General features: G+C 62.6%; 14 protein-coding genes. 6 read left to right on the top strand and 8 right to left on the bottom strand.

The window, feature by feature from the left end; all coding sequences use genetic code 11:
• The first annotated feature begins 41 nt into the window (after window positions 1-41).
• From QCM77_RS09490 to QCM77_RS09470, 5 genes are read left to right on the top strand one after another with little or no spacing between them, the layout of a single operon-like run.
• Window positions 42-872 carry a transporter substrate-binding domain-containing protein gene (locus QCM77_RS09490; RefSeq protein WP_279683053.1) on the top strand — a complete coding sequence of 277 codons (831 nt, stop codon included), beginning with the start codon at window positions 42-44 and terminating at the stop codon, window positions 870-872.
• A complete protein-coding gene (locus QCM77_RS09485) occupies window positions 869-1636 on the top strand; it encodes an amino acid ABC transporter permease (protein ID WP_279683052.1) in 768 nt (255 codons plus the stop codon). Before QCM77_RS09490 ends, QCM77_RS09485 begins: the two co-directional genes overlap by 4 nt.
• Window positions 1626-2429 (top strand): amino acid ABC transporter permease, encoded by an 804-nt coding sequence (locus QCM77_RS09480; protein ID WP_279683050.1) that lies wholly within the window; start codon window positions 1626-1628, stop codon window positions 2427-2429. The genes QCM77_RS09485 and QCM77_RS09480 overlap by 11 nt, the downstream gene beginning before the upstream one ends.
• A 3-nt stretch (window positions 2430-2432) precedes the next feature.
• Window positions 2433-3209, top strand: a complete 777-nt coding sequence (locus tag QCM77_RS09475; protein ID WP_279683049.1) for an amino acid ABC transporter ATP-binding protein — start codon at window positions 2433-2435, stop codon at window positions 3207-3209.
• A gap of 45 nt (window positions 3210-3254) precedes the next feature.
• Entirely contained in the window at window positions 3255-4565 is a 1311-nt protein-coding gene (locus QCM77_RS09470; RefSeq protein ID WP_279683048.1) for an LLM class flavin-dependent oxidoreductase, read from the top strand.
• Window positions 4566-4586: 21 nt separating this feature from the next.
• On the opposite strand, the gene QCM77_RS09465 is transcribed toward QCM77_RS09470, so the two are convergent.
• The 8 genes from QCM77_RS09465 to QCM77_RS09430 all read right to left on the bottom strand — a co-directional run bounded on the left by QCM77_RS09465 (window position 4587) and on the right by QCM77_RS09430 (window position 15111).
• Entirely contained in the window at window positions 4587-6194 is a 1608-nt protein-coding gene (locus QCM77_RS09465; RefSeq protein ID WP_279683047.1) for an ABC transporter substrate-binding protein, read from the bottom strand.
• Between the two features lie 226 nt (window positions 6195-6420).
• Window positions 6421-7398, bottom strand: a complete 978-nt coding sequence (locus tag QCM77_RS09460; protein WP_462804307.1) for an ABC transporter ATP-binding protein — start codon at window positions 7396-7398, stop codon at window positions 6421-6423.
• Window positions 7358-8401, bottom strand: coding sequence for an ABC transporter ATP-binding protein (locus QCM77_RS09455; RefSeq protein WP_279683044.1), 1044 nt, complete (start codon window positions 8399-8401; stop codon window positions 7358-7360). Before QCM77_RS09455 ends, QCM77_RS09460 begins: the two co-directional genes overlap by 41 nt.
• Entirely contained in the window at window positions 8398-9234 is an 837-nt protein-coding gene (locus QCM77_RS09450; protein WP_279683042.1) for an ABC transporter permease, read from the bottom strand. The genes QCM77_RS09455 and QCM77_RS09450 overlap by 4 nt, the downstream gene beginning before the upstream one ends.
• Window positions 9231-10238 (bottom strand): ABC transporter permease, encoded by a 1008-nt coding sequence (locus QCM77_RS09445; RefSeq protein ID WP_279683040.1) that lies wholly within the window; start codon window positions 10236-10238, stop codon window positions 9231-9233. Before QCM77_RS09445 ends, QCM77_RS09450 begins: the two co-directional genes overlap by 4 nt.
• Complete coding sequence (locus QCM77_RS09440) at window positions 10235-11818, bottom strand: ABC transporter substrate-binding protein (protein ID WP_279683038.1); 1584 nt, start codon at window positions 11816-11818, stop codon at window positions 10235-10237. Before QCM77_RS09440 ends, QCM77_RS09445 begins: the two co-directional genes overlap by 4 nt.
• 271 nt (window positions 11819-12089) lie before the next feature.
• Window positions 12090-13661, bottom strand: a complete 1572-nt coding sequence (locus tag QCM77_RS09435; protein ID WP_279683037.1) for an ABC transporter substrate-binding protein — start codon at window positions 13659-13661, stop codon at window positions 12090-12092.
• A gap of 520 nt (window positions 13662-14181) precedes the next feature.
• On the bottom strand, window positions 14182-15111 hold the full coding sequence (locus QCM77_RS09430; RefSeq protein WP_279683035.1) for a LysR substrate-binding domain-containing protein: 930 nt from the start codon (window positions 15109-15111) through the stop codon (window positions 14182-14184).
• A gap of 90 nt (window positions 15112-15201) precedes the next feature.
• On the opposite strand from QCM77_RS09430, the gene QCM77_RS09425 reads away from it, so the two are divergent.
• The gene (locus QCM77_RS09425; protein WP_279683033.1) at window positions 15202-16356 is read left to right on the top strand and encodes a M24 family metallopeptidase; all 1155 of its coding nucleotides are present in this window, start codon (window positions 15202-15204) and stop codon (window positions 16354-16356) included.
• The last annotated feature ends 5 nt before the right edge of the window (window positions 16357-16361 follow it).

Below are 16361 nucleotides of genomic sequence, written 5' to 3'. Positions count from 1 at the left end.
GCGGCTCGATAAGACCCCTCGCACCGAACGATTGTAGCAACATGAGAATCCGCCGTTACTGCCTGCATGTGGCAGCTCTGGTCACCGCTTGCCGTCTGCTGTTGCCGGTCGCCGCACAGGCCGATGCGACATCGGACAAGATCAGGGAACGCGGGACCATCACGTTCGGTGTTATCCTTTCCGGGCCGCCCTATGGCTACATCGATCCAAAGACGAAGGACGAGTTCGGTTTCAATATCGACCTCGCGCGGGAAATCGGCCGTCGTCTTGGCGCGAACGTCGCGCTGGTGCCGGTCACGCCACCCAACCGGGTGCAGTTCCTCCAGCAGGGTAAAGTGGACGCCCTGATTGCCAACATGGAGTGGACAGCGGAACGCGCGGAGATCCTGAACTTTGCCGCTACGCCCTTCTTCAGGGTCGGGGGCGCACTGCTGGCCCGCAAGAGCGCGGCCGTCAAGCAATGGAGCGACCTGAAGGGCAAGCCGGTCTGCGTGTCCCAGGGCAGCAACTACGCCAAGCCGCTGGCCGAGGAGTTCGGGGCCCAGGTCAAGGGCTATCCGAACCAACCGGAGTCGCTGCTCGCCCTGAAGGGCGGCAATTGCGTCGCGGCCGTGCATGTCGCCGGCACGTTGCGTGCGCTGGTGAAGGACAGGGCGGAGGAATGGCAGGATTTCGAGCTGCCGCTCCCCACGGATCTCATCCCGTCCGACGGCGTGGTCTGGGTTCGCAAGGGAGAGGCCGACATCCAGGCGCGGATCGATGCGATCCTGAAGGAGTTGCACGGCTCCGGTTTCATTCTTGGCATTGCCGAGAAGAACGGACTCGTGATTGACGACTTCCTGCGCGAGGCGAATGCACGCTTCAAGTCATGATGGTCGCATCCACCGGCTGGTTCGTCGACGAGCCTCTCGCATTCCTGGTTCGACTGGCTCGTGACGCAGGTCTCAATTACGGCTTCCTGCTCGACGGCTATGAGCGCCCGATCTGGAACGAGGGGCTGATTACGACTCTTCTGCTGGTGCTTTGCTCCATCCCGGTCAGCCTGGTCGGCGGAGCACTTCTGGCAGCGGCGCTCACCTCGTCGCGTCCGTGGCTGGTTTGGCCGACGCGCGCCTTCATCGAGCTTACCCGGAACACGCCGACACTGGTGCAACTCTACTGCGCCTTCATGGTGCTGAACATGCTGGTGAGCCAGGCGCTGGGCGGCGTCGAGCGCAATCCGCTCACGCCGTTTTTCTGGGTCGTGGCGGTCGCTGGACTTCACATTGCTGCCCTCCATGCCGAGTCGCTGCGCGCAGGCCTTGAGGCGGTGCCGTTGACGACGCTGGAGGCGGCACTCTCGCTCGGCTTCAGCCGCAGGGAGCTGTTCTGGCAGCTCGAAATGCCGCTCGCCTTTCGCGTCGCCCTGCCGTCCATCATCAACAACCTGGTCAACCTCGTGAAGCTGACTTCGATCGGCTCGGCGATCGCCGTCGGCGAGATAGTTTATGCCTCGATCATGATCTGGACTGCCCATGACAACGTGATCGAGCTGATGGTGCTGATCCTGGCCGTTTTCGGCGGGCTGAACCTGCTGGTCTCGCTCGCCGGCCGATGGCTCGAGCGGCAGTTGAGGGTGCCAAGCCATGGCCTTTGACGGGACACTTGCCGGCCTGAGGCCGGATCCGGTCGCTCGGCGCCCCGCAATATCCGGCTGGTTCGCGGTGGGGATCGCGACGTTGATGGGGCTGTCATTGTTCGGCTTCGCGTTCCCCAATTCAGCCCGTACGCTTCTGGAGTGGTTTCCGCTGCTCGCCACGGGCTTCGGCGTCAACGTGGCGCTCACGCTCATTGCGGTGTCGGCCGCGAGTCTCGCCGGCACCCTGATTGGACTGGCCGAGCTTTCGCCGCGACGCTGGCTGCGCTGGCCCGCAGCGCTTTACGTGACGGTGTTTCGCAACGCGCCGTACCTCGTGGTGGTGTTTGCGGCCAGTTACACGATTCCCTTCGAGTTCCGCGTGCTCGGCACGACAATCCCGTTTCCGGACTGGCTCAAGGTCGCCATCGGGCTTGCCCTTCCGGCAGGCGGGCATATTGCCGAACTCGTGCGCGGTGCGGTGCAGTCGATCCCGGCGACGCAGTGGGAAGCGGCGGCCGCCATTGGATTCTCGCGCTGGCAGACGCTGGCCTGGATCATCCTTCCGCAGAGTTTTCGTCGCATCCTGCCGCCCTGGACCAATCTCTGCGCCTCCGTGGCGATGAACAGCGCACTGGCTGCGCTCGTCGGGGTTCAGGATTTGCTTCACACCGCCAATGATGCCTCCACGGCGGTTCGACGCACCGAGTTCACGATAGCCATTTATCTCCTGATCCTGCTGTGGTTCTTCCTGTTTTGCTATCCGTTGTCACGGACGACCCGCTATCTCGAGCGCCGGTTCTCTCAGGGCTGAATCATGACCAATGCTGTTCCGCCCAATGACAACTCGGCGCCGCTGGTCCGGCTGCGTGACGTGCACTTGAGCTTCGGTGCGACCGAGGTGCTGAAGGGCATCAATTTCGACGTCAGGAAGGGCGAGACGATTTCCATCATCGGTCCTTCCGGAACCGGAAAATCGACCATCCTTCGCTGTATCAACGGTCTCATTGTGCCACAGCAGGGCCAGATCGCCGTCAACGGCATCGAGGTGACCGCTCTCAGCACCGAAGCGCAGCGCATCGCGCTGCGCAAGAAGATCGGTTTCGTGCTCCAACAGTTCAATCTCTTCCCGCACCTCACGGTGCTCGAAAACATCACCATCGCGCCGATCCGGATTCTGCGTCAGCCGCGCGCGGAGATGGAAGCTCTGGCGCGCGAGCTTTTGAGCCGGGTGCATCTCAGCGGCAAGGAGAAGGCCTACCCGTCGCAATTGTCGGGCGGTCAGCAACAGCGCGTCGCCATTGCCCGCGCGCTCGCGATGCGGCCGGACCTCGTGCTGTTCGACGAGATCACGTCCTCGCTCGATCCCGAGATGGTGAGCGAGGTCCTCTCCGTCATCAAGGAGTTGGTCGCTGACGGGCTAACCGGAATTCTCGTCACGCACGAGATGCGGTTCGCCGAGGAATGCAGCGACCGCATCCTGTTCGTCGAAGACGGCAAGATCGCGCTCGACGATTCGCCGGCCCGAGCCTTCGGGCCACAGGCGCCGTCGCGGCTGCAAGCCTTCATCCGGGGCGCCCGGCATGGCGCCTGACCTGCCTTGCCTCTCAACTCCACTCATCCAGGCTGATCGTCCATCATGAGCTCTTTCAAGCGTCAAATTCATCTCGGCCTGTTCCTGCAGGGAGCCGGCCATCATGCCTCGGGTTGGCGCCATCCGGACGCGCGTTCCGGCAGCGACAATCTTGGCCATCTGCTCGAGGTCACACGGCTTGCGGAGCAGGCGAAATTCGATCTGGTCTTCCTTGCCGACGGTCTGACCAGCGGCAAGGGTCACCATCCCTCGACGGCCGCGCGGCTCGAGCCTCTCACCCGGCTCGGCGCGCTCTCGACAGTGACGAGAAAGATCGGTCTCGCGTCGACGGCGTCGACGACCTATGGCGACCCGTTTCATCTCGCCCGCGCGTTCGCGTCGATCGACCATCTCAGCAATGGGCGTGCGGCCTGGAATCTGGTGACGACCTCCTACGCCCGGACCGCTGCCAATTTCGGTCGCAACGCTCATTTGGATCACGCTGACCGTTACGCCGTGGCCGAAGAATTCGTCGATGTGGTAAAGGGCCTTTGGGACAGCTGGGAGGAAGATGCCCTGCCCAAGAACAAGGAGACGGGCGTTTACTACATCCCTGAAAAGCTGCACGCCTTGAATCACAATGGTCACTATTTCTCGGTTCAGGGTCCGCTCAACATCCCGCGTTCGCCGCAGGGGCATCCCGTTGTTATTCAGGCCGGCTCATCCGATCGGGGACAGGCTCTTGCGGCTCGTACTGCAGACGTAGTGTTCACGGCTCAGCAGACGCTTGCGGATGCCCAGGCCTTCTATGCCGGGCTGAAGAGCCAGCTTGCTGCGCACGGTCGCAAGGCCGATGACATTGCGATCATGCCGGGCTTCCTCCCGATCATCGGCCGGACGAAGAACGAGGCGCAGGAAAAACTCGATCAGCTCGAGCACTGGACCGATGCCAGGGAAGTGCTGCCGCTGCTCTCGGAGCGGCTCGGTCACGATATGTCCGTCTTCGACCTCGATGGTCCGCTTCCGGATCTCCCGGAAACCGAGCAGCTCAAGAGCCGACAGAAACTGCTGATCGAGCTCGCGCGCCGCGAAAATCTCACGATCCGCCAGCTCGCGCAGCGTGTTGCAACCTCGCGCGGCCATCACGTTCTCCTGGGCACCGCCGAGGAGGTCGCCGACGAGTTGCAGAATTGGTTCGAGAACGGCGCCGCGGACGGGTTCAACATCATGCCGGCCTATTTCCCCGGCGAGCTCATCAACTTCACCTCTCAGGTCATTCCGATCCTGCAGGAGCGGGGACTGTTTCGGCGCGACTACGAGGCCGACACCCTGCGTGGACATTTCGGCTGGTCGCGTGTGCCAAGCCCATATGCTTGAGAAGCACCGACGGTGCCTCGGTCATCGGTCGAGCCACGCATCGGAGAAGTCGCCAGCGGTCAGGTCGACGCTGTTATAGAGATTGCGCACGCGAGCATTGCTGACGAGGGTTGTCTCCAGCGCCACCAAAGGCAAGGCCGGCAGGTCGTCGCTGGCGATCTTTTGGATTTGTCGGAACTGATCCGCGCGCCGCGCTTCGTCACGCTCGACGCTGGCCTGCCGGAAGAGATCATCAACCGCCGGATTGTTGTAGTGGGCCGCGTTGACATAGGGCAGCGGGTGTTTGATTCCGTCGGACCAGTAGATCCGCTGCACGCCCACCGTCGGGTCGAACAGCAAACCGAGCCCATTCAGGTTGATGTCGAAATCGCGGTCAGAATAGACCCGCTTGATGAAGGTACCGAGATCGCCGTCGAGGATGTCGACGCGGATGCCGGCGCGGCCGAGGGCGGACCGCAGATAGCCGGCGGTCGCCTTGAATGCGGCCCCAGGAATGAAGGTCAGCCTCAGCGCAAACCGGATGCCGCCACTGCCGCGCTTCAATCCTGCCTCGTCGAGAAGACGGTTGGCCTCGTCGAGATTGAAGGGATGGTCGAAGCTCGTCGGGTCGAAATAGGACGAGAGCACCTCGGGAATCGGCGAACGGATCTGGCTGGCATAGCCGTAATAGACCCACTGCCGGATGAACTCGCGATCGATCGTGCGCGCGATGGCGTGCCGCACGGCGCGTTGGGCGAGGTACTGGTTGTCGAGGCTGAACTCCAGCACCGCGGCATTGTTGAGATAAGCGTCCCGCTGGGAGGAAACGACAAACTTTCCGCTGTCCGCCAGGCGTTTCACGTCGGCCAGTGAGAGGGTGCCGCTGGTGTCGGCCTCTCCCGTTTCGAGCGCTGCGGAGGCCGCGGCCGGGTCGGCGACGAACTTGACGACGACGCGATCCAGATAGGGACGATCGGGCCGCCAATATTGCGGATTCCGGCGCAGGCTGATGTGACTGCCGCGCTTCCATTCGTCGAAGATGAACGGTCCGGTGCCGACCGGCGCGTTGTTGTTGGGGTTGCCGTCGAGATTGTCGGACTGGTAGGCGTGACGCGGAACGATCGGCGATTCCGCGGCCGAGAGCGCCTTCAGGAAATAGGGTGTCGGCTTTGAAAGCTTCACCACCGCGGTCAGCGCATCGGGCGTTTCGACGCGATCGAGATTGGCAAAGCTGATCCGGCCGCGTGGCCCGACCTTTTGCAGCGCTTGAAGCGAAAACTGGACGTCGGCGGACGTGAAGTCGGCGCCATCATGCCATTTGACGCCGGGACGCAGAGTGAAGGCATATTCGAGTCCGTCTGCGCTCGATTTCCAATCAGTCGCAAGAAGCGGACGCGGTGTGAAGTCTGCATCGTAAGCCAGCAGGCCCTCGGTGACCTTGGTGCTGATATTGCGGGTCTGCGTGTTGGTGTCGAGCAACGGGACGAGCGTTCGCGGCTCTCCCTGTGTGACGACCGTCAGCGTCCCGCCGCGCCGCGCCTCGGCACGAGCAGGGGAGCCGGCGAACGGCAACGCGATCACGCCGGCCCCTGCTTTTAGGACGCGTCGCCGGTCAATGAGACCGCGGATATGATCCTTCGTCGTCACCATGTGGCAAACTTTCCGGAGTTGAACCTCGGTCATGCGAGGGCAAGCTATTGCGCAGCGACGCGCGAGGTCAATTTTGTATTTCTCCGCATCTGGAGATGAAGTTGTGCGAATAACGTTCTGTTGCGGGCGGGATCATCCTGGACACCCGGAGCAACCGAATGGCCTCAATCTGGGAGGCTCCTGGCTGTCCCACGCCTGGATTCACCGTGATGCGACCGGAGGAGCTTTACGGAAAGAAACACGCCACTGCGTGTCCTGTCGAAACGGTTTCCAGGGCCGGCATTTCGCTTCGGCAACGTTCCCGCGCGCGCGGACATCGTGCCTGGAAGGCGCAGCCGGCCGGTACGGCATAGGGGCTGGGAACGTCGCCCTGCACCGGTCTCGGCCCGGGGCTCGCCTTGCGCGTCTCGATGCGAGGCACGGCGTCGAGCAACGCGCGGGTGTAGGGATGCGCGGGCCGCGCGAACAGGTCGCCGCGCGGCGCGATCTCGACGATGCGTCCGAGATACATCACCGCGACCCGGTCGGCGAGAAATTCCACGACGGCGAGATCGTGACTGATGAAGAGGTAGGAGACGCCGAGCTCGTCGCGCAAATCGGCGAGCAAATTGAGGATTTGCGCCTGGATCGAGACGTCGAGCGCGGACACTGGCTCGTCGCATATGATCAGATCTGGTTTCGGCGCCAAGGCGCGAGCGATACCGATGCGCTGGCGCTGACCGCCGGAGAATTCGTGCGGGTAGCGGCTGGCGGATCCGGCCGGCAGTCCGACGAGGTGGAGCAGTTCTCCGACCCGCGCCCTGATCGCCGTGCGGTTACCGAACCGATGGACGCGGAGCGGATCTGCGATGATGTCGCCGACGCGCTGGCGCGGGTTCAGCGATCCGAACGGATCCTGAAAGATCATCTGCACGGCGCGCCGGTACGGCAGGCGCGCTGAACGGCCGAGCGGCACCAGGTCGACACCCTCGAGCCTGACCGCGCCGCTGCTCGGCGGGACGATGCCCATGATGGCGCGTCCGAGCGTCGACTTGCCGCAACCGGATTCACCGACCAGCGCCAGCGTCTCGCCGGGAGCGACCGTCAGCGATACGTCGTTGACGGCTCGCAGTCGGCCACGGGAAGTGGCGAAGGCAACCGACAGGTGCTCGATCGCGAGCAGATCAGTTGCTCTCGTAGGCGACTTCTGTAGCACCGGAGACATCCTTGTGACTCGCGCCGCGTCTCTCGTCGGCAACGACGTGACAGGACAGCGTGAGCGGTTCGAAATGGATCGCTAACGGGCGCGAGACCCTGCAACGTGCTTCAACGGACGGGCAACGCGGCGCAAACGCGCAGCCGTCCGGCCAGGCGCCGAGCGCCGGCACAGCCCCCTGAATGGCAGCAAGACGGCTTTGGCGGTCACCCTCGCGGCCCAGGCGGGGGCGGGCAGCAAGCAGGCCCCGTGTATAGGGATGAGCCGGCGCGGTGATGAGCGTATCGACCGGCTGCTCTTCGACCTCGCGGCCGGCATACATCACCAGAACGCGGTCGGCCATGTTGGCGACAACGCCGAGATCGTGGGTGATGAGTATCAGCGCCATCTGCCGCTCGCGTTGGATCTCCAGCAGCAGATCGAGGATCTGGGCCTGGATGGTGACATCAAGCGCGGTTGTGGGTTCGTCCGCGATCAGCAGCAGCGGATCGCAGGCGAGCGCCATCGCGATCATGGCGCGCTGGCGCAGGCCTCCGGAGAGCTGGTGCGGATAGTCATGCACGCGCCGGTGCGGATCGGGTACGTGTGTCAAGGCCAGGAGTTCGACGGCGCGCTTCTCCGCGGCTGCGAACGAGACGGAGGAGTGGCTGGTCAGCACCTCGGCGATCTGCAATCCGATCGGCAAGACCGGGTTGAACGCAGCCATCGCATCCTGGAAGATGAACCCGATGCGATTGCCGCGGATACGGCGCAGCTCCTTGTCGGCAAGCGCGATAAGGTCCGAGCCGTCGAACAGCGCTTTTCCGCGCACTTCCCAGTCGCGCTTCGGCAGCAGGCCGAGCAAGGACAGCATGCTGATGCTCTTTCCGCAGCCGGACTCGCCGACGATCGCCAGGGTCTCGCCGCGCGCAATCGCGAAAGAAAGGTCGGCGACCGCGGGCAAGAGCGTCCGTCCACGCCGCAGCGCGATGTCCAGATTTGCGACCTCGAGCAGATATGAGGACGTGGTCACCGTCGTAGCCTTGGGTTGAGCGCATGATTGAGCGCATCGCCGAGAAGGTTCAGCGCAAGCACCGTGATCATGATCGCGAGGCCCGGGATTGCGGTCTGGTACCAGGCCGTGCGCAAGGCATCACGGCCGGCGCCGATCATCGTGCCCCAACTCACATGGTTGGGATCGCCCAAGCCGAGAAAGGAGAGACCCGCCTCGGACAGGATCGCGGTTGCCACCAGGATGGAGGCGGCGACAACGACTGGCGTGAGCGCATTGGGTACGACGTGAAACAGCACGATGCGCCAGTCCGACATGCCCATGCCGATCAGCGCCTGTACGAAATCGCGGTTGCGCAGGGCCAGCACCTCCGCGCGTGTCAGCCGCGCGATGCCGGGCCAGGCGGTGATCCCGAGCGCCAGGATGATGGTGTAGATCGACGGGTTGAGGACCGCGACCATGACGATGGCGAGCAGGAAAGCCGGCATGGTCTGGAACAGCTCGGTGACCCGCATGATCAGGTCATCCATCCATCCGCCGTAGTAGCCCGCCACTGCGCCGAGGCTGACACCGATCGCGAGCGCGATCGCCGCTGCGACGGCACCGACCATCAGCGAGACGGAGGCGCCATGGAACAGGCCGGCGGTCAGGTCGCGGCCCATCAGGTCGGTGCCGAGCGGGAACTCCGGATCGTTGCCCGGCCATATGAAAGGCGAAGCGACCATGTCGGAGGGATCGCCGGGATAGAGGAAGGGCGCCAGCGCCGCAGCTGCGATGACACCGGCTATCACGAGGCCTCCCGCAATGCCTGCTGGCGAGGCCAGAACGGCACGGACGACGGATGTCGAACTCATGCCGCCACCTCGATGCGCGGGTCGAGCCACGCGTAGAGGATGTCGACGACGAGATTGACGGCGACCACGATGAAAGAGCTCAGCAACATGATCGAGAGCAGGAGGTTGAGGTCGCGGTTGCTGACCGCCTCGAAGGCGAGCCGGCCCATGCCCGGCCAGGCGAAGACTGTTTCGACGACGACGGAGCCGCCGAGCAGGGTGCCGGCCTGGAGGCCGATCATCGTCACCAGCGGCAGCAGCGCATTGCGGAAGCCGTGCCGGAAGATGATGCGGCCGTCGCGCAGGCCCTTGGCCCGAGCCGTTCGTATGTAGTCCTGGCTCATGGCCTCGATCATCGAAGCCCTGGTCATTCGAGCATAGATTGCCGTGAAGAACAGGGCGAGCGTCGTCGCGGGCAGCACGAGATGATGAAGCCGGTCGGCGAGCAACGCCGCGCCCTGGAGCGGTACCTTCGTCACTTCCTGCATGCCGCCGGTCGGAAGCCATTGTAGATAGACGCCGAAGAACACGATCAGCATCAGCCCGACCCAGAACAGCGGAGCGGAATAGGCCAGGCTCGCCAGGATCGAAACGAGGCTGTCGATCACGCCCCCAGGCCGCCGGGACGCCACGAGGCCGAGAGCGGTTCCAAGAATCACCGCAATGAGGAGGCTGGTTGCGGCAAGCAGCAGCGTCCCGCCAAGGCGTGCGGTGATCAGCTCCGTCACCGGAATGCCGTAACGGTGGGAGAAGCCGAAATCGAGGGTCGCGACATGCTTCAGATAGGTCCAGAGCTGAAGCAGGATCGGCAGGTCGAGTCCAAAAGCCTTGCGCAGCTCCTGGACATAGCCCGCGTCCGCCGCCGCGCCACCCTGCTCGCTGGCCACCACGTCTGCGAGGTCGCCGGGGGCGAGTTGCAGCAGGAAGAAGTTGAAGGCGATGATTCCCAGAATGAGCGGGATCGCGAGCACAACGCGGCGTGCGACGTACCGCAGCAGCGATCTGGATTGGCCGGCAGAGCTCATTCGGGGGCGAAATAGACGTTGGCGAAGTTGTCGGCGCGCTGGTTGGGTGTGTTGGTCAGGCCGTGCAGACGCTTGTCGTAGACCGAGAACCAGTCGATTTCGAACAGCGGAATCAGAGGCAGGTCGCGCTGCACGATGCGTTGCAGCTTATTGTAATCCTCGACGCGCTTCTGAGGGGCGATCTGGGTCTGGGCGTCCTCGATCGCTGCGTCCAGCTCGTCGTTCTGATAGCCGGAGACGACGACCCAGGAGGTGCCGGGCATGCGCGCCTTCGACCAGAAACGCGTCTCGATTCCCATCTGCGGATCGGCACCGGCGTTGCCCCAGGAGCTGATCAGGTCATAATTGTAGTCGGTGAAGACGCTCTTTAGCCAGGTGGTCAGATCCTGGCTGCCGAGCGTGACGTCGATGCCGACGCGGCGCAGCGACTGGCGCACGAACTCTCCGGTGCGGCGATAGTCGTCGCCATACGGGATGAAGTCGTGCGTCAGCTTGAAGCGCCAGCCACCGTCCTTGCGCGGGAACCCCGCCTCATCCAGAAGCTGCTCGGCCTTCTTGGGATCGAAGGGGTATTGCTGCAAACCTTCGCCGAGATGGAACGGCTTGAGCGCCGAAGGAATCGGGCTGTCGGCGACCTTGCCGTAACCGCCCCATACCGTCTTCAGCAGTAGGTTCCGGTCGATCGCATGGGCGATCGCCTGGCGCACCTTGAGGTGCTGCAAATACTGGTTCTTGTGGTTCGGCTCAAGCCAGAACCATGTCGGCGAGAATTCGTAGCCGCGCGTATCGACGACGAAGCGGCCGTCTTTCTTGAGCCGATCCGCATCCGAAAAGGTGATCGGGTGCTGTTGGCCGAATTGCACGGCGCCGGTCTCGAACGCGGCGGCGCGGCCGGCCGCGTCCGGGATGATCTTGAAGACGACCCGGTCGAGATAGGGCTTGCCGGCGTCCCAGTAGCTGGGATTGCGATCGAGCGCGATATGGCTGCCGCGCACATATTCCTTGAACACAAAGGGGCCGGTCCCGACCGGTTTGGCATTCCATGGGTTGGAGCGAATATCCGTTCCTTCATAGAGATGCTTGGGCAGCAGCCATAGCGCTTGAGCGTTGAAGTTGCGGTAGATCACCGGCGTAGGCTTCGACAGGGTCAGGATGACCGTGTGCTCGTCCGGAGTGTCCACCTTCGACAGGGTCTGAAAAATGCGCTTGCCGGCCGAGGAGTATTTCAGAAGCCCTTCCTCGATGGAGAATTTGACGTCGGCCGAGGTGAAGGGATGACCGTCGTGCCAGGTGACGCCCTTGCGCAGCTTGAAGGTCAGCGTCAGGCCGTCCTTCGAGAAGTCCCAGCTTTCTGCAAGCTGCGGTTTGAGGCTGCCGTCTTGTGCGTAGTCGACGAGACCGTCGTTGATCTTGGTGGCGACCAGCACGATCGGCGTTGCCGTGTTCAGGAGCGGCGATAGGATCGGAGGCTCGGGATGGACGATTGAATTCAACGTGCCGCCGCGAATTGGCGTCTCCTTTTCCTCCGCGGCGGCGGGGCCGGATGCCGCCAGCGCTACCGTGAGCGTCAACACACTCATTATCCTGATCATCTGACACTCTCTCGAATTGCTTACGCAGCGGCGCTCGATTTGCGCAGTGCGCGATGGCAGGAAAGTTACTTCGCGATCGAAGACCGTCAAGGAAACGGTCTTTCAAATGAAGCGCAGGCTCGACTGCGCTATGCTTCCGCGAGCACCGTCAGTAGCGTTTTCATTGTTATCTCCAGTCGCGCACTTGGACAGAGCTGCTGCGCCTTCTCTCAAGCCCGAATAAAGGCGCTTGCAAGCGTGCTTTGCAGGCCGTCCGCGTTCACCGTGTGATCGTGCACGCGCTTGTTGTAGACGGTGAAAACCTGCTGAGCGACCAGATCGAGGCCCGGTAAGTCACGGGCGAGGTGCGCTGGACCTCGGCATAGATCTCGATCCGCTTCGCATCGTCGACTTCCAGCGCGCCGGCGTCGAGCAGCCGGTCGACTTCACCGTTATGATAATGTGCTCCGTTGGAAAAGGGCACGCCGGGTTTGAAGCCTTTCGACGAATAGTAGGTTTGCAGGCGCGAGGGGTCGGTGCCGTTGATGAGCCATGCATAGGCAAAATCGAAATCGCGATCCGTATAGACGCGCTTGACGTAAGTGCCGAATTCCTGCGCGCGAATGGTCACGGCAATGCCGACCTTGCCGAGCGCCTGACGGATATAAGCGGCGACGTTGCGGAAGCTCTCGGTCGAGGGCAATGGATCGAGCGTCAGGCTGAAGCGCACGCCATTACCGGTGCGCGGAAGGCCGGCTTCGTCGAGCAGCCGCTCAGCCGCCGCAGGATCGAGGCGGTAAACGGGAACATCGCGCGCCGCATAGCGACCGAGCGACTTCGTGATCGGGCTGGTGGCGATCGTGCCATAGCCATTCCACCCCAACCGTAGCACTGCTTCCCGGTCAATCGTATGCGCAATGGCCTGACGTACCGGGAGTTGCTTCAGATACTGATTGTCGAGATTGAAGATGAGCGTCGTCCAGTCGCCTGCGGCCTCGTATCCGCGTGTCTCGATGCCAATCTGCGGAAATGTCTTGAAGCGGTCCAGGTCGGCGAGTGGGATGGGGGTATTGTAGCCGATGTCACCTTCGCCGGTCTCGAGCGCGATCGCGATCGCCGCCATGTCCGGTACGATGCGCACGATGATGCCATCGAGAAACGGTTTGGGTTGATCCCAATAATTCGGATTCCGGTCCAGACGGATAAAGCTGCCGTGAACCCATTCCTTGAAGAGAAAAGGCCCGGTGCCGATCGGCTTGGCGTTGACTGGATTATTGAAATAGTCCTTGCCCTCATAGAGGTGCCTGGGAACGATTGCCGTCTCGGTCCCCGAGAAGGCCGTGAGTAGGGCGGGGCTGGCCTGCGACAGGACGATCGTCGCCGTGTGCGGATCTGGCGTACGGATCTCTGTCAGGTTCCGAAAGTTGCCGCGACCTGTTGGATGAATCTCCGCGGCCAGTCGGATCGAGAAGGCGACGTCCTCCGAGGTGAAGTCTCGTCCGTCATGCCATTTCACGCCCTGGCGCAACGTGAAGGTGAATTCGCGCTTGTCCGGGCTGACCTGCCACGCCGTTGCCAAATGAGGCTGAGGATTGAGGGCAAAATCGTAGGTGAGCAGGCCTTCGATAATCTTGCCGCTGACGAGCTTCGATGGACCGGACGCATTGCCCGCGGAGATCACCGCGGGCGGGTCCTGGCGAAGCAGAATCTTTAGGATGCCGCCACGCTGCGGACCCTCTGTCTGAGCAAACGCAGCCGACGTGCCGAAAGCTTCCCTGGCAAAAGCCGCTGCCGCCACCGCACCGCCGATGAACGGTCGGCGCCCGATACCGGAAGGCCGCGATCCCGTCATTCTATAGTCCCCCTAACACCCGTGGCGCACGGCACCGAATGGGTTCACGCGCGCGACAATGCGAAGCCGTCCGCCAAATTGCTCGCGTTGATGAAGTTGCATGAAGACATATAACTGTTGCCGTCAGGCTCAGGCGGCTCCGATCACGATCGTGCCGGCTCGCGTACTCGTCGATCGTTTTCGCCATCCAGCAGACGAGAAAACTCCGCGCAGTGCCGGTTCTCTGTGTCGCTGACAGAGCAGCGCTGATTCTTCCGACGCCTCTACTTACCTTCCCGCTTCGCTTCGCAAAGGGTGGAGGATGCCGAAGGCGGTGTCAACGGAACGCCTGGAATAAGAGCAATGCTGCTGCAAACAACAGTGAGTGCAGCACGATGTTCGCAAAACCGACCGCGTGTGATAATTTCATTTTCGATCCGCCTTGGGTCTCTCGCAATCCCCGTATGCTCATTGAGAGGCCGGATGCCAAATCGCGAATGTCGACGGTCGTGACGAAGGATCTCGGTCGGCAAAGAGTCGATTAAGACGACTGACGCTTTGGCCGCGTCCGGGCGGTCGGGTCGCGCGTGTCTCGCAGCCACGCCATAAGATGGTGGACTGCTCGCGGCACTTCGCGGTCGTCGCGTGTGCAAAGATAGTAGTCCTCACCGCTTCCCACACCGAGATCCGAGAGAACCAACAGATTTCCCGCCGTAATCTCCTGCTCAAGCAGCAATGGCCGGGTCAAAGCGATACCGAGGCCATTGAGCATCGCCGCCCGGGTCAGCATCCCGTCTTCGCACACCATGCCGGTCAAAGGTGTCGTCGTGGCAATTCCGGCCTTGGCCAGCCATCGTGCCCACTGTTCTGTCGAGCCATCGTGCACCAGCGGCGCGGCCAGGAAATCCGCCGGGCGCCGGAACTGTCCATAACGCTTCAGAAGCGCTGGACTGCAAACAGGAAAAGCGGTGCCCGACAACAGCTTTTCGCTATTGTAGCCGTGCCAATTGCCGTCTCCGAAACGCAGAGACAGATCTGCTGCATCGCTGGAATAGTTGCGGTACCGGGTATACTGCACCTGGATATCCACACCGGGATGCCGTGTCAGAAAGCCAGCCAGACGTGGCATCAGCCAACCGGTCGCCAGCAGCGGCAGGGCGCTGATTGTGATGCGCCGCTGCAACTTGCTCTGGCGCAGCTGCGTCGTTGATGTCAGCAAGAGGCTGAAAGCCGGGCTGACCGCCTCGAAGTAGCGACGCCCGTCCGCGGTCAGGGCCAACCGTCGTCCCTGGCGCTCCGTCAGCTGGATCTTCAAAAAAGTTTGTAGCGCACTGAGTTGGTGGCTGACGGCCGATGGCGTGATTCCGAGCTCGTCCGCCGCAGCCGCAACATCGCCTAGCCGCGCAAAGCTTTCGAAGCTGCGCAGGGCGATAAACGGGAGGCGACGGTCCAGGAGCTGAATAGGATTCATATGTCAAAGATTAATCCATTCATTTTGCATTGCGCAATCATCTAGTCTCAACTCGGCAAGCATCATTCCGGATGCCAGTTGGATTTGACGATGGCTCTGCATTTCACGCGAGACGAATACCGCACCCGCATCGACCGTACGATCGGCCGGATGCGTGAGCTGGGACTACGGGGATTGTTGCTATTCCGGCAGGAGAGCATGTACTGGCTGACCGGCTACGATACGGCGGGCTATTCGCAATTCCAGTGCCTGTGGGTCGGGGTCGATGGCGACATGGTGCTGCTGACCCGTTCGTCCGATATCCTGCAGGCGCGGCTGACGTCGACCATTGAGGATGTGCGTGTATGGGTGGATGCCGCCGGCGCCAACCCCGCTGAGACGCTGCTCCAGACGGTGGCCGATCGTGTCCGGCCTGCTGATCGCATCGGTGTCGAATATGCTTCCGCCTCGCTCAATGCACAGCGTGGCAAGCTGCTGGATGCAGCGTTCGCCGGCCATGCCGTGTTAGAGGACGCATCCGAGCTCGTCGCTGGCTTACGCGTGGTGAAATCGCCGGCCGAACTTGTCTATGTCCGCGAAGCCGGCCGCTTGGCGGACACCGCGTGGCGTGCAGCATCCGCTGCCTGCATCCCGGGTAATTCGGAATCAGCCATTGTTGCAGAGCTCTATGGCACGATCATTCGGCAGGGAGGCGACCCGGCGGCGGGTCGTTTCGTCTGCGGCGCTGGTGATAACGCGCTGCTCTGCCGCTACTTCACCGGCAAAGGCACCATTGCACCGGTCGATCAGGTGAATATCGAGTTCGCCGCGGCTTATCGCCACTACCACGTCGCGCTGATGCGGACCGCGGTCACCGGCGTGGCCTCACCGGTGCAGCGGAAGATGCATGCGGCCAATGTAGAGGCCCTGGAAACTTGTCGGCAGAAGCTGCGCCCTGGCTTCACGTATGGCGACCTGTTCGACGCGCATGCCAGCGTGCTGGACCGACACGGGTTTCGGAATGCGCGGTTGAACGCATGCGGCTATAGCCTTGGAGCCGCTTATCCGCCCACCTGGATGGAATGGCCGATGGTCTATACCGGCAACCCGGTGTTGCTGGAGGCCGGCATGGTGGTGTTCCTGCACATGATTCAGCTTGATGCCGCAACGCGGCTGGCGATGTGCCTCGGTGAGACATTCATCGTCACTGACGGTGAACCCGAACGGTTATCTGCGTTGGATCACGACCTGCCGGTCAGCGGCTGAACGGC

Origin of the sequence: Bradyrhizobium nivariense (genome assembly GCF_029846695.2) — a bacterium.
Taxonomy (GTDB): domain Bacteria; phylum Pseudomonadota; class Alphaproteobacteria; order Rhizobiales; family Xanthobacteraceae; genus Bradyrhizobium.
This window is presented reverse-complemented; position numbering and strand designations above follow the sequence as displayed.